At 42.9% G+C, this 13,563-nt stretch carries 17 protein-coding genes and 9 pseudogenes; all 26 read left to right on the top strand.

What is annotated here, in order from left to right:
• The first annotated feature begins 186 nt into the window (after positions 1-186).
• Positions 187-505 (top strand): annotated as a pseudogene (gene rpsJ, locus JCM10519_RS17680) (30S ribosomal protein S10).
• A 271-nt stretch (positions 506-776) separates the two neighbouring features.
• Positions 777-1,412, top strand: a complete 636-nt coding sequence (gene rplC / locus JCM10519_RS17685; protein WP_054740791.1) for a 50S ribosomal protein L3 — start codon at positions 777-779, stop codon at positions 1,410-1,412.
• Between the two features lie 132 nt (positions 1,413-1,544).
• Positions 1,545-2,062: pseudogene (rplD, locus tag JCM10519_RS17690) on the top strand (50S ribosomal protein L4).
• The gene (gene rplW / locus JCM10519_RS17695; protein ID WP_054740792.1) at positions 2,062-2,361 is read left to right on the top strand and encodes a 50S ribosomal protein L23; all 300 of its coding nucleotides are present in this window, start codon (positions 2,062-2,064) and stop codon (positions 2,359-2,361) included. Before rplD ends, rplW begins: the two are co-directional and overlap by 1 nt.
• 262 nt (positions 2,362-2,623) lie before the next feature.
• Positions 2,624-3,471 (top strand): annotated as a pseudogene (gene rplB, locus JCM10519_RS17700) (50S ribosomal protein L2).
• Between the two features lie 65 nt (positions 3,472-3,536).
• Positions 3,537-3,771 (top strand): annotated as a pseudogene (rpsS, locus tag JCM10519_RS17705) (30S ribosomal protein S19).
• Between the two features lie 74 nt (positions 3,772-3,845).
• A complete protein-coding gene (gene rplV / locus JCM10519_RS17710; RefSeq protein ID WP_054740793.1) occupies positions 3,846-4,232 on the top strand; it encodes a 50S ribosomal protein L22 in 387 nt (128 codons plus the stop codon).
• 11 nt (positions 4,233-4,243) lie between these two features.
• Complete coding sequence (gene rpsC / locus JCM10519_RS17715) at positions 4,244-4,900, top strand: 30S ribosomal protein S3 (RefSeq protein ID WP_054740794.1); 657 nt, start codon at positions 4,244-4,246, stop codon at positions 4,898-4,900.
• On the top strand, positions 4,900-5,325 hold the full coding sequence (gene rplP / locus JCM10519_RS17720; protein ID WP_054740795.1) for a 50S ribosomal protein L16: 426 nt from the start codon (positions 4,900-4,902) through the stop codon (positions 5,323-5,325). The genes rpsC and rplP overlap by 1 nt, the downstream gene beginning before the upstream one ends.
• A gap of 2 nt (positions 5,326-5,327) precedes the next feature.
• Complete coding sequence (rpmC, locus tag JCM10519_RS17725) at positions 5,328-5,534, top strand: 50S ribosomal protein L29 (RefSeq protein ID WP_041709469.1); 207 nt, start codon at positions 5,328-5,330, stop codon at positions 5,532-5,534.
• A 94-nt stretch (positions 5,535-5,628) separates the two neighbouring features.
• Positions 5,629-5,883, top strand: coding sequence for a 30S ribosomal protein S17 (gene rpsQ, locus JCM10519_RS17730; RefSeq protein ID WP_054740796.1), 255 nt, complete (start codon positions 5,629-5,631; stop codon positions 5,881-5,883).
• Positions 5,884-5,909: 26 nt separating this feature from the next.
• On the top strand, positions 5,910-6,278 hold the full coding sequence (gene rplN / locus JCM10519_RS17735; RefSeq protein ID WP_038281352.1) for a 50S ribosomal protein L14: 369 nt from the start codon (positions 5,910-5,912) through the stop codon (positions 6,276-6,278).
• A gap of 14 nt (positions 6,279-6,292) precedes the next feature.
• Positions 6,293-6,599, top strand: a pseudogene (rplX, locus tag JCM10519_RS17740) (50S ribosomal protein L24).
• Positions 6,600-6,620: 21 nt separating this feature from the next.
• Entirely contained in the window at positions 6,621-7,160 is a 540-nt protein-coding gene (gene rplE, locus JCM10519_RS17745) for a 50S ribosomal protein L5 (protein ID WP_054740798.1), read from the top strand.
• Positions 7,161-7,175: 15 nt separating this feature from the next.
• A complete protein-coding gene (locus JCM10519_RS17750; RefSeq protein ID WP_054740799.1) occupies positions 7,176-7,367 on the top strand; it encodes a type Z 30S ribosomal protein S14 in 192 nt (63 codons plus the stop codon).
• A gap of 19 nt (positions 7,368-7,386) precedes the next feature.
• Positions 7,387-7,788 (top strand): 30S ribosomal protein S8, encoded by a 402-nt coding sequence (gene rpsH, locus JCM10519_RS17755; RefSeq protein ID WP_054740801.1) that lies wholly within the window; start codon positions 7,387-7,389, stop codon positions 7,786-7,788.
• Positions 7,789-7,854: 66 nt separating this feature from the next.
• The gene (gene rplF, locus JCM10519_RS17760) at positions 7,855-8,397 is read left to right on the top strand and encodes a 50S ribosomal protein L6 (protein WP_054740803.1); all 543 of its coding nucleotides are present in this window, start codon (positions 7,855-7,857) and stop codon (positions 8,395-8,397) included.
• Between the two features lie 17 nt (positions 8,398-8,414).
• Positions 8,415-8,784 (top strand): annotated as a pseudogene (gene rplR, locus JCM10519_RS17765) (50S ribosomal protein L18).
• Between the two features lie 20 nt (positions 8,785-8,804).
• Entirely contained in the window at positions 8,805-9,314 is a 510-nt protein-coding gene (rpsE, locus tag JCM10519_RS17770) for a 30S ribosomal protein S5 (protein ID WP_054740807.1), read from the top strand.
• 13 nt (positions 9,315-9,327) lie between these two features.
• Positions 9,328-9,510, top strand: coding sequence for a 50S ribosomal protein L30 (rpmD, locus tag JCM10519_RS17775; protein ID WP_054740808.1), 183 nt, complete (start codon positions 9,328-9,330; stop codon positions 9,508-9,510).
• A gap of 26 nt (positions 9,511-9,536) precedes the next feature.
• Positions 9,537-9,977 (top strand): 50S ribosomal protein L15, encoded by a 441-nt coding sequence (gene rplO / locus JCM10519_RS17780; RefSeq protein WP_054740811.1) that lies wholly within the window; start codon positions 9,537-9,539, stop codon positions 9,975-9,977.
• A 1-nt stretch (position 9,978) separates the two neighbouring features.
• Positions 9,979-11,302 (top strand): annotated as a pseudogene (gene secY / locus JCM10519_RS17785) (preprotein translocase subunit SecY).
• A 193-nt stretch (positions 11,303-11,495) separates the two neighbouring features.
• Positions 11,496-12,140, top strand: a pseudogene (locus JCM10519_RS17790) (adenylate kinase).
• Positions 12,141-12,143: 3 nt separating this feature from the next.
• A pseudogene (gene map / locus JCM10519_RS17795) lies at positions 12,144-12,907 on the top strand (type I methionyl aminopeptidase).
• Between the two features lie 10 nt (positions 12,908-12,917).
• Entirely contained in the window at positions 12,918-13,199 is a 282-nt protein-coding gene (locus JCM10519_RS17800) for a hypothetical protein (RefSeq protein ID WP_054740953.1), read from the top strand.
• Between the two features lie 5 nt (positions 13,200-13,204).
• Complete coding sequence (gene infA, locus JCM10519_RS17805; protein ID WP_013274317.1) at positions 13,205-13,423, top strand: translation initiation factor IF-1; 219 nt, start codon at positions 13,205-13,207, stop codon at positions 13,421-13,423.
• Positions 13,424-13,563: the final 140 nt, after the last annotated feature.

A 13,563-nucleotide genomic window follows, 5' to 3' on the forward strand; every position in this document is an offset into this window, starting at 1 on the left:
TATAAAAGCAGGTTTTCCGTGGAGCGAATGTCAAGTTAGGAAACTGGCGACAAGTCACTGTACAATTTAAAATTCTGTTTATTTAAACAGGAAGTCAGTGTGTGATCCTATAGGACACACACGGGAACGTGTACAGTCACCGCTTGTCGTACTTCTACTAAGTGCGAAAAGGAGGCGACTTTTTTTATGGCAAGTCAAGTAATGAGAATCACATTAAAAGCGTATGATCATCAGTTGGTTGATCAGTCTGCGGGCAAAATCATCGACACTGTAAAAAAAGACAGGATCAAAAGTGAGCGGACCGGTGCCGTTACCAACCAAGAAGGAAGTGGTAACCATCTTAAGGGCGGTTCATAAGTACAAAGATTCCAGAGAGCAGTTCGAGCAGAGAACGCATAAGAGACTCATTGATATCATTACACCAAGCCAGAAGACTGTTGATGCATTATCCAGACTGGAAATGCCGGCAGGTGTGTACATCGATATCAAGATGAAGAATAAATAATCTTCATCAGAACCATTATGGAAACTATTCCATGCATGTCCTGAAGGGTTTTAATATAGAAGCAACACTTTTTCCTGTAAGGAATCAACATCTCCATGAGCAAAAGCGAGAAGAAAGTGTTTACACTTTCGGCAAGCGGCGAATGGTGGTCATGATCGCAGTGCAATCATGATACCGCCAGACGGAGTCATAGTGTTCCACGTATATTGGGCTGTTCTAGGATGATTGCGAAAGCAATCCGCTGTAGAATTAACAAACAGGAGGTAAAAACATGAAGAAGGGTATTTTAGCTACCAAAGTCGGAATGACACAGATCTTCAATGAAAATGGAGTATTAACTCCGGTAACAGTTCTTCAGGCTGGTCCTTGTGTAGTAACACAGGTAAAGACCGTAGAGAACGATGGTTACAGTGCAGTACAGGTTGGTTACGTTGATAAGAGAGAAAAACTTGTCAGCAAGCCAGTAAAGGGCCATTTTGATAAGGCCGGTGTATCTTACAAGAGATATGTAAGAGAGTTTAAGCTTGAGAATGCTGACCAGTATTCTGTAAAAGATGAAATCAAGGCTGAAATCTTCGCAGCAGGCGACAAGATCGATGCAACCGCAATCTCCAAAGGTAAAGGTTTCCAGGGTGCTATTAAGAGACACGGACAGTCCAGAGGACCTATGGCTCACGGTTCCAAGTTCCACCGTCATGCAGGTTCCAACGGTTCCGCTTCTGATCCCAGCAAGGTATTCAAGGGCAAAAAGATGCCTGGCCAGATGGGTAACAAGAAGGTCACAATCCAGAACCTTGAAATCGTTAAGGTTGATGCAGAAAACAACCTGATTCTGGTTAAGGGTGCTGTACCAGGACCTAAGAAGTCTTTAGTAACAATCAAGGAAACAGTAAAAGCATCTAACTAATGCTTTTACTAAGAAAGGAGGATCACACAGATGGCAAACGTATCTGTTTACAATATGGAAGGTAAAGAAGTTGGCACATTAGAGTTAAACGATGCAGTGTTTGGCGTAGATGTAAATGAGCATCTCGTACACATGGCAGTCGTAAGCCAGCTTGCAAATAAGCGCCAGGGAACACAGAAAGCAAAGACACGTGCAGAAGTATCTGGCGGCGGAAGAAAACCGTGGAAGCAAAAAGGAACCGGTCACGCAAGACAGGGTTCAACAAGATCTCCCAGTGGACAGGCGGTGGAGTTGTTTTTGCTCCTACACCAAGAGATTATACAATCAGACTTAACAAGAAGGAAAGAAGACTTGCTCTTAAGTCCGCTCTGACCAGTAGAGTAAATGACAACAAGTTCATCGTTGTTGACGAGTTAAAGTTTGATGAGATCAAGACAAAGAAATTCCAGACTGTATTAAATAACTTAAAGGTATCCAAAGCTCTTGTAGTTGTTGGCGACGACAGTGCAAACGCAGTAATGAGTGCAAGAAACATCGCTGCTGTTAAGACCGCTTTTGCTAACACCATCAACGTATACGATATCTTAAAGTACAACACAGTTGTTGCTACCAAGACTGCTGTTGCAGCAATCGAGGAGGTGTACGCATAATGGCAGATATTAAGTATTACGACGTAATCCAGAAGCCTGTAGTAACTGAGAAGAGCATGAACGCTATGGCGTCCAAAAAGTACACATTTATTGTGCACACAGATGCTAATAAGGCTATGATCAAAGAAGCTGTTGAAAAGATGTTCCCAGGTGCAAAGGTTGCCAGCGTGAACACCATGAACTTAGATGGTAAGACAAAAAGAAGGGGTATGACCTTTGGAAAGACCTCTAAGACAAAGAAGGCCATCGTTCAGCTGACAGCTGACAGCAAAGACATCGAAATCTTCGAAGGACTGTAAGATCGGGACGCTTGGTGAGAATTTATTCAAACCCGGCGTGAACGGTTTTCGGTTTTCTATGTGATGAACATTATATCACGATAATTGAGATACGCCAGGCGGCGTTGAAGTACTGGTCTTTAGCCTGAGAACACGGGGAATAAAGCAGAAACGCCAACGGCATACCTTTATGTCCAAAAGCATGGACAGGAAAAAAAGAACGCCTTAACGGCAACCCTTATGTCCAAAACGCATGGACAGTAAAGAAGAAAGGAGAAATATCATGGGAATTAAAAAGTATAACCCATATACCCCTTCCAGAAGACACATGACCGGTTCTGATTTCAGTGAAATCACAAAGTCAACTCCTGAGAAGTCCTTAATCAGCAAAACGATCAATAAGACAGCCGGCCGTAATAACCAGGGTAAGATCACGGTAAGACATCGCGGAGGCGGCGTTAAGAGAAAATATAGAATCATTGATTTTAAGAGAAACAGCAGAGACGGAATTGCAGCAACTGTTATCGGTATCGAGTACGATCCAAACAGAACTGCCAATATCGCACTGATCTGCTATGAAGATGGTACAAAGGCTTATATCCTTGCTCCTGCTGGTTTAACAGACGGCATGAAGGTTATGAGCGGTGAAACAGCAGAAGCAAAAGTCGGCAACTGCTTACCATTAAGCAAGATCCCGGTTGGTGCTCAGGTTCATAACATTGAGCTTTATCCTGGAAAAGGCGGACAGTTAGTTCGTTCCGCAGGAAATGCTGCTCAGTTAATGGCAAAAGAAGGCAAATATGCAACTCTTCGTTTACCTTCCGGCGAGATGAGAATGGTTCCAATCAACTGCAGAGCTACCATCGGCGTTGTAGGCAACGGCGATCACAACCTGATCAATATCGGTAAAGCTGGTAGAAAACGTCACATGGGCTTCAGGCTACTGTACGTGGTTCCGTAATGAACCCGAATGACCATCCTCACGGTGGTGGTGAAGGCAAGACTGGTATCGGACGCCCAGGTCCAAGTACACCATGGGGCAAACCAGCACTTGGCTTAAAGACCAGAAAGAAAAACAAGCAGTCTAACAGACTGATCGTTAGAAGAAGAGATGGAAAGACCGTTAAATAATTGAAGGAGGTTAGAATCTATGGCTCGCTCACTTAAAAAAAGGACCATTTGCAGATGCTCATTTACTGAAAAAAAGTAGATGTTATGAACGCAGCAGGACAGAAGCAGGTAATAAAGACCTGGTCTCGCCGTTCTACAATCTTCCCGCAGATGGTTGGACATACAATTGCTGTTCACGATGGCAGAAAGCACGTTCCGGTATATGTTACAGAAGATATGGTTGGACATAAACTGGGTGAATTCGTTGCCACAAGAACCTACAGAGGACATGGTAAGGACGAGAAAAAAATCAGGCCGTAAGTAGATAGAAACAAACTCCTCCGGGCATTCTTCCGGATTCCCAGGGGCGTTTAAGTTGAAAGGAGGATTCACCAATGGCTAAGGGACATAGAAGCCAGATTAAGAGAGAAAGAAATGCCGTGAAGGACACCAGACCATCAGCAAAGTTATCCTATGCTAGGGTTTCTGTTCAGAAAGCATGCTTCGTATTAGATGCCATCAGAGGCAAAGATGTAATGACAGCACTTGGTATTGTAACTTACAATCCCAGATATGCTTCTACTTTAATAGAGAAGTTATTAAAATCAGCAATCGCTAACGCTGAGAATAACAACGGTATGGACCCTGCAAAACTTTATGTAGAGGAATGCTTTGCAAACAAGGGACCGACAATGAAAAGAGTAAAACCGAGAGCACAGGGCCGCGCTTACAGGATCGAAAAGAGAATGAGCCACATCACCGTTGTGCTTAATGAAAGATAAGGAGGCAAATAATGGGACAGAAAGTTAATCCACACGGCTTAAGAGTCGGTGTTATTAAAGACTGGAACTCAAAATGGTATGCTGAAGCTGATTTCGCAGATAACCTGGTCGAAGATTATGCAATCAGAAAGTACGTTAAGAAGAGATTATACAGCGCTGGCATTTCCGATATCGAAATTGAGAGAGCATCTGACCGCGTGAAACTTACAATTCACACCGCAAAACCAGGTGTTGTAATCGGTAAGGGCGGATCTGAGATCGAAAAATTAAAAGCTGAAGTTCAGAAGCTTACAGATAAAAAGTTATTTGTTGACATCAAGGAAATCAAAAGACCTGATAAAGACGCTCAGTTAGTAGCTGAATCCATTGCACAGCAGTTAGAGAACCGTGTATCCTTCCGCCGGGCTATGAAGTCCACCATGGGCCGTTCCATGAAGGCTGGCGTAAAGGGCATCAAGACTGCAGTTGCAGGACGTCTTGGCGGCGCTGATATGGCTCGTACCGAGTTCTACAGCGAAGGAACCATTCCGTTACAGACACTCAGAGCTGATATTGACTATGGTTTCGCTGAAGCAGATACAACCTTTGGAAAGATCGGCGTAAAGGTATGGATCTACAATGGCGAAGTACTTCCAACTAAAGGAAACAAGGAAGGGAGCGATAAATAATGTTAATGCCTAAGAGAGTTAAGCGTCGTAAACAGTTCCGTGGGTCCATGGCTGGTAAAGCTTTAAGAGGCAATGTGATCAGCTACGGTGAATTCGGTTTAGTCGCTGCAGAACCATGCTGGATCAAATCTAACCAGATCGAGGCAGCCCGTGTTGCCATGACCCGTTATATTAAGCGTGGTGGTAAAGTCTGGATCAAGATTTTCCCGGATAAGCCTGTAACAGCAAAGCCAGCAGAAACCCGTATGGGTTCCGGTAAGGGCGCTCTGGAATACTGGGTAGCAGTAGTAAAACCAGGCCGTGTATTATTCGAAATCGCTGGAGTACCTGAAGAAACAGCACGTGAAGCTTTACGTCTTGCTATGCATAAGTTACCGTGCAAGTGTAAGATTGCTGCTAAAGCAGATTTAGAAGGCGGTGAATGACAGTGAAAATTAATAAGTATGTTGAAGAATTAAAAGGAAAATCAGCTGCAGAACTGAATGAAGAATTAGTAGCTGCAAAGAAAGAACTTTTCAACTTAAGATTCCAGAATGCGACCAACCAGCTTGACAACACAAGCCGGATCAAAGAGGTTCGCAAGAACATTGCCAGAATTCAGACTGTTATAACTGAGAAGGCTAAATTAGCTTAAGTTGCAGTTTTTTTTAAAAGCATGACACACACGAGTGTGTGTAAACTTATAGATTCGGCCGCCAGGGCCAAAACTCGAAAGGAGAATACAGAACGTGGAAAGAAATCTTAGAAAAACCCGTACTGGTAAGGTTGTAAGCAGCAAGATGGATAAGACCATCGTTGTGGCTATTGAAGACCATGTAGAACATCCTTTATACGGCAAGATCGTAAAAAGAACGTATAAATTAAAAGCTCATGACGAGAACAACGACTGCAACATGGGCGATACAGTAAAAGTTATGGAAACAAGACCGCTGTCCAAAGACAAGAGATGGAGACTTGTTGAGATTATCGAGAGAGCGAAATAATTTATTTCCAGGAAGGAGTAACAGGCATGATTCAGCAGGAGACCAGATTAAAGGTTGCCGACAATACTGGTGCAAAAGAGCTTCTTTGTATCCGTGTTATGGGCGGATCTACAAGAAGATATGCTAATATTGGTGATGTTATCGTTGCCAGCGTAAAAGATGCAACACCTGGCGGTGTTGTGAAGAAAGGCGACGTTGTTAAGGCCGTTGTCGTACGTTCCGTTAAGGGCGCACGCCGCAAAGACGGTTCCTATATCAAGTTCGATGAGAATGCTGCCGTAATTATCAAAGATGACAGGACTCCAAAAGGAACTCGTATCTTTGGACCGGTTGCCAGAGAGTTAAGAGAGAAACAGTTCATGAAAATTGTTTCCTTAGCTCCGGAAGTATTATAAGGAGGTATCGGACTGTGCATAAAATTAAAAGAGACGACCTGGTAAAGGTTATCGCAGGAAAAGATAAAGACAAACAGGGCAAAATTCTTCACGTAGATACGAAGAATAGCAAAGTGGTAGTGGAAGGTGTTAACATGATCACAAAGCATGTGAAACCAGGCCCAGGAAACCCACAGGGCGGCATCGTTCAGAAAGAAGCTGCACTTGATATCTCTAACGTAATGCTTGTTGTTGACGGAAAAGCAACCAGAGTTGGTTTTGAGGTAAAAGACGGTAAAAAAAGTCCGCGTTGCAAAAGCAACCGGTAAAGTAATTGATTAATTCGGAGAGGAGGAATAAAAATTGGCTAGATTAAAAGAGATGTACCAGACAGAGATCGTAGAAGCTATGATCAAGAAATTTGGATATAAGAACATCATGGAAGTACCGAAGTTAAATAAGATTGTCATCAATATGGGTATTGGTGAAGCAAAGGAAAATGCCAAGATTTTAGACTCTGCAGTCAGAGACTTAGAAATCATCTCCGGTCAGAAGGCAGTCTTAACAAAGGCTAAAAAGTCAGTTGCTAACTTTAAGATCAGAGAAGGTATGCCGATCGGCTGTAAAGTAACCTTACGCGGACAGAGAATGTATGAATTTGCTGATCGCCTGATCAACCTTGCACTTCCTCGTGTACGTGACTTCAGAGGTGTAAATCCTAATGCGTTTGATGGCAGAGGAAACTTTGCTCTTGGCATCAAGGAACAGCTTATTTTCCCTGAGATTGAGTACGATAAAGTTGACAAGGTAAGAGGTATGGACATTATTTTTGTTACTACCGCTAAGACAGACGAAGAAGCCCGTGAACTTTTGACATTATTCAATATGCCATTTGCAAAATAGTAGGAGGAATAATCCATGGCTAAGACTTCAATGAAGATCAAACAGCAGAGACCTGCAAAATTCTCCACAAGAGAATACAATCGTTGCAGAATCTGTGGTCGTCCACATGCTTATTTGAGAAAATACGGAATCTGCAGAATCTGCTTCCGTGAATTAGCATATAAGGGCCAGATCCCAGGCGTTAAAAAAAGCAAGCTGGTAAAATAAGGAAGGAGGCAATTTCAAAATGACAATGAGCGATCCAATCGCAGATATGCTTACAAGAATCCGTAATGCAAATACTGCAAAACATGATACAGTAGATGTACCTTCATCTAAGATGAAATTAGCTATTGCTGATATCCTTGTAAAAGAGGGCTACATTAAGAAATACGATCTCGTAGAAGACGGTGCATTCCAGACCATCCGGATCACCTTAAAATACGGTAAAGATAAAAATGAGAAAATCATTACAGGCATTAAGAGAATCTCTAAGCCAGGTTTACGTGTATACGCAAACAAGGAAGAGTTACCAAGAGTACTTGGTGGTTTAGGAACTGCTATCATCTCCACAAACCAGGGCGTTATTACTGATAAGGAAGCACGCACCATCGGCATCGGCGGAGAAGTATTGGCATTTGTTTGGTAATTAACGAAACATCTGAAAACAGAAGAAGCGCAGAGCTTTTTCCGAAAATTTAAGGAGGTAGACGGCATGTCACGTATAGGAAGAATGCCTATCGCGATTCCGGCAGGCGTAACTGTTGCAATCGCAGAAAATAATAAAGTGACTGTAAAAGGTCCTAAGGGAACTCTTGAAAGAGTGTTGCCATCTGAGATGACAATCAAAGAAGAAGATGGTCATATCGTTGTTTCAAGACCGAACGATTTAAAGAAAATGAAATCCTTACACGGTCTGACAAGAACATTAGTAAATAACATGATCGTTGGTGTTACTAACGGTTATGAGAAGAAACTGGAAATCAATGGTGTTGGTTACAGAGCACAGAAGCAGGGCAAGAAGCTTGTTCTTTCTCTGGGCTATTCCCACCCGGTAGAGATGGAAGATCCGGAAGGAATCGAATCTACCATGGAAGGACAGAACGTCATCATTATTAAAGGTATCGATAAAGAAAAAGTTGGCCAGTACGCTGCTGAAATCAGAGATAAGAGAAGACCTGAACCTTATAAGGGCAAGGGTATCAAGTATGCTGACGAAGTTATCAGACGTAAAGTTGGTAAGACTGGTAAGAAATAATTAAGGAGAGTGTAAAGATGGTTAGCAAACAGTCAAGAAGCGAAGTTCGCGTTAAAAAAACACAACAGATTACGTAACCGTTTTGCAGGCACTGCAGAAAGACCACGTTTAGCTGTGTTTAGAAGCAATAATCATGTGTATGCTCAAATTATTGACGATACAGTTGGTAAGACTTTAGTCGCTGCTTCTACAGTAGAAAAAGAAGTAAAGGCAGAATTAGAGAAAACTAACGACGTTGATGCTGCAGCATATGTAGGTTCCGTAGTTGCAAAGAGAGCCCTTGAAAAAGGAATTAAGGAAGTTGTCTTTGACAGAGGCGGTTTTATATATCATGGTAAGATTCAGGCATTAGCAGACGCAGCCAGAGAAGCTGGTCTGGAATTCTAAGTAGAGAGGAGAATGACAGCGTGAAACGTACAATTTTTGATGCAAGTCAGTTAGAATTAAACGACAGAGTAGTTGCTATCAAGCGCGTATCTAAAACCGTTAAAGGTGGACGTACCATGAGATTCTCTGCTTTAGTAGTCGTAGGTGATGGCAACGGCCACGTAGGTGCAGGTCTTGGCAAAGCCGGTGAAGTTCCAGAAGCAATCCGTAAGGGAAAAGAGGCTGCAGTTAAGAACATGGTTGCAATTCCCATGGATGAGAACAACAGTATTCCTCATGACCTGATCGGCAAATTCGGAAGTGCATCCGTACTTCTTAAGAGAGCTAACGAAGGTACAGGAGTTATCGCGGGAGGTCCTGCACGTGCTGTTTTAGAGCTTGCAGGAATTAAGAATATCCATTCAAAGTCTTTAGGTTCCAACAATAAGACTAATGTAGTTTTGGCTACAATTGAAGGATTGACCAGGTTAAAAACTCCTGAGGAAGTTGCAAAGCTTCGCGGCAAATCTGTAGAAGAGATTTTAGGCTAAGGAGGATAAGAAGATGGCAGATAAATTAAAAATCACATTGGTGAAATCCCCGATCGGCGCAGTTCCGAAGCACAAAGCAACCGTTGAAGCATTAGGCTTAAGAAAGCTTCACAAGACAGTTGAGATGCCGGACAATGGCGCGGTAAGAGGTATGATCGCTAACGTGCGTCATTTAGTAAAAGTTGAAGAGATTTAAGAGAATACAGTAAGGAGGTGCAAGCGATGGATTTATCAAATTTACAGCCTGCGTTAGGTTCCAAACACAGCGACAACTTCAGAAGAGGCCGCGGACATGGTTCAGGTAACGGCAAGACAGCAGGTAAAGGTCATAAGGGACAGAAAGCACGTTCCGGTGCAACCAGACCAGGTTTTGAAGGCGGTCAGATGCCTTTATACAGACGTATTCCTAAGAGAGGCTTTACAAATAGAAATACAAAAATAATTATCGGCATCAATGTAAGCGCTTTAGAGTGCTTTGACAATGGTGCGGTTATTACTGTTGAAACTTTATTAGAGAGCGGTATTGTTAAGAATCCGCGTGACGGTGTTAAGATCCTTGGAAATGGAGAATTAACCAAAAAGCTTACAGTAAAGGTAGATGCTTTCAGCGAAGGCGCAAAAACCAAAATCGAGGCTTTAGGTGGAACCTGCGAGGTGATCTAATATGTTAAAAACACTCCGTAATGCATTCAAGATCAAGGACGTAAGAAAGAAACTCATCTTTACGTTCATGATGCTGGTGGTTACTAGGATCGGTTCTCAATTGCCGATTCCAGGAGTTGAAACAAGCTTCTTTAAAGATTTTTTTGCTCGGCAGAATAACGATGCGTTTGGATTCTTCAACGCTATGACAGGCAGCTCCTTTACCAATATGTCCGTATTCGCACTGAGCATTACCCCTTACATCACATCTTCCATTATCATGCAGCTTTTGACCATAGCGATTCCAAAGCTTGAGGAAATGCAGCGGGATGGGGAAGATGGGAGAAAAAAAGATTGCAGAATACACCCGTTACGTAACAGTTGGTCTGGCTTTAATCGAGTCCGTCGCTATGGCGATTGGATTCGGCGGCCAGGGTCTGTTAAAAGAATTTAACGTATTAAGTATTATCATTGCTGTTGCAACCATGACGGCAGGTAGTGCTCTTCTGATGTGGATCGGTGAGCGTATTACGGAAAAAGGTGTGGGAAATGGTATTTCCATTGTCCTGACCTTTAACATTATTTCCAGCTTTCCATCCGATGCGTCAACCTTATATACCAGATTTATCTCTGGAAAAGCGGTTGCCATAGCAGCAGTTGCAGCCATTATTATCATAGCTGTTATCGTAGCCATAGTTGTATTTGTTGTTATCCTTCAGAATGGTGAGAGAAGAATTCCTGTGCAGTATTCCAAAAAGATGCAGGGACGGAAGATGGTCGGCGGTCAAGCTACCAACATTCCGTTAAAGGTGAATACAGCCGGTGTTATCCCGGTTATCTTCGCTTCCTCCATTATGTCGTTCCCAGTAGTGATTTCCCAGTTCTTCGGGACAAAGATCAACTACAACGGCATTGGAGGCCACATTTTAACGGCGCTGAATTCTTCCAGCTGGTTCAAACCGGAAAGACCGTTGTATACCATTGGTCTGCTTGTATACGTAGCACTTATCATTATATTCGCTTATTTTTATACATCAATTACCTTTAATCCGCTTGAAGTTGCGAATAACATGAAAAAGTCCGGCGGTTTTATCCCGGGCATCCGTCCAGGAAAACCAACCAGTGATTATCTCAATTCTATTTTGAACTATATCGTATTTATAGGCGCATGTGGCTTGACGGTCATCTGTATCGTTCCGATCATGGTTTCTGGTTTATTCAATGTAAGCCATTTATCCTTTGGAGGTACATCTTTAATCATCATCGTCAGCGTAGTCTTAGAGACGTTGAAGGCGATTGAATCTCAGATGCTTGTGCGCTATTATAAAGGATTTTTAAACGATTAGAGGACAAACCAAGAGAAACACGCACGGCGTGTTTTTCTTGGAATTTGTGTTATTTACGCGTGTAACGAGCCCAATGAGCATGCTTGCATGTCCATGCGGCCGCTGCCGCGGTAATGATAAGAAACCCACAAAGCGTGCTTCTTATCATTAACCTTAAGAAAGTTACTTATTTCATGTAAGGGAGGGACTGTTTATGAGAATTATCATGTTAGGTGCTCCTGGTGCCGGCAAAGGTACCCAGGCAAAAAAAGATTGCTGAAAAGTATCAGATTCCCCATATTTCTACCGGAGATATTTTTCGCTCCAATATTAAAGAGGGAACAGAGTTAGGCAGGAAGGCAAAGGAATACATGGATCAGGCGCTCTTGTGCCGGATGAACTGACCATTGGCATGCTGATGGACCGTATTCAGGCTGATGACTGTGAAAACGGATACGTGCTGGATGGTTTTCCAAGAACCATTCCCCAGGCGGAAAGCCTTAAAAAGGCGCTTTCAGAGATGGGACAGAAGGTTGACTTTGCGATTAATGTGGATGTACCGGATGAGATAATTATAGACAGAATGGCAGGCCGTCGTGCTTGCATTGCCTGCGGAGCTACATACCATATTGTGTATAATCCAAGCAGGGTTCCCGATGTATGCGACGTGTGCAAAGCAGGACTTGTTCTGCGGGATGATGATAAACCGGAAACCGTTAAAAAGCGTTTGTCGGTCTACCATGATCAGACAAAGCCTCTGATCGAATATTATAAGGAAGCTGGTGTATTGGTGAATATTGATGGAACACAGGAATTAAACAAGGTGTTCTCGGACATCGCTGTCCTATTAGGAGCATAGTTTATGTCAGTTACGATTAAATCTGCAAGAGAGATAGAACTTATGAGAGAGGCGGGAAGGATTCTTTGTAAAACTCATGAAGAACTTTCAAAAGCCTTGAAGCCGGGGATGACAACCTGGGATATTGATCATCTGGGAGAAGAAATCATAAGGAGCTACGGCTGTACACCCTCTTTCCTGAATTATAACGGTTATCCTGCCTCCATTTGCGTTTCTGTAAATGATGAAGTGGTTCATGGGATTCCAAGTAAAAAAACGGGTTTTAATGGAGGGCGATATCGTAAGCCTGGATGCCGGGGTTATTTACAAAGGATATCATTCCGATGCGGCAAGGACTTACGGAATCGGGGAGATCACTCCCCAGGCAGGGCAGCTCATAGAAGTGACAAGACAATGTTTCTTTGAAGGGATTAAATTTGCAAAATCTGGCAATCATCTCAATGATATATCTGCCGCAATCCAGATCCATGCAGAAAAATTTGGATTTGGAGTTGTCCGGGATCTGGTAGGCCATGGAATCGGCTCTCATCTCCATGAGGAGCCGGAAGTGCCGAACTTTGCACGGAAAAGACGGGGAATCAAATTAAAGCCGGGAATGACCCTGGCCATCGAACATGATCAATGGGGGAACACCGGAGGTCGTATGGCTTGATGATGACTGGACCGTGGTAACAGAGGATGGAAGCCTTTCCGCTCATTATGAAAATACCGTATTGATTACGGAGGGTGAACCGGAGATTCTTAGTCTGGTTTCCCATGTCCGCTGAGGAAATGCCCATGGAGTTAAGTACCGGAGCATTTGTAAAATCTGCGGCGGGACATGATAAAGGCGGTTATTTCTTCATATTGCGGGAAGAAGGCGAATATATATATCTGGTGGACGGAAAAAGCAGACGTTTAAATTGCCCGAAGAAGAAAAAGAAAAAGCATGTGAAAGCCCTTTTATGGGAGAAGCATTCTCCCGGAATGAAGATCCGGGAAAATAAATTAGTCACCGATGAAGAAATCAAACATTTCATCAGATGTTTCAAAAGAGAAGAACAGGTTGTTAGGAGGTAAGCTTTATGTCAAAAGCAGATGTTATTGAAATTGAAGGAACCGTTGTGGAGAAGCTTCCCAACGCCATGTTCCAGGTAGAACTGGAGAATGGCCATCAGGTACTTGCTCACATCAGCGGAAAACTTCGCATGAACTACATTCGTATTTTACCGGGAGATAAAGTGACCATTGAGATGTCCCCTTATGATTTAAGCAAGGGAAGAATTATCTGGAGAGACAAATAAGGCGCTGTTTTATAAAACACTGCCTGTTTCTCAGGCGCGACACGCAGGGTAAAGGTTAATAATTATATAGGAAAAAGTGCTTGCATTTTAAAATAAACAGTGTTATAATGCTATAGCGACTTTGTTGAAATACTGGGTGT

The organism is Clostridium sp. NkU-1 (assembly GCA_001312405.1).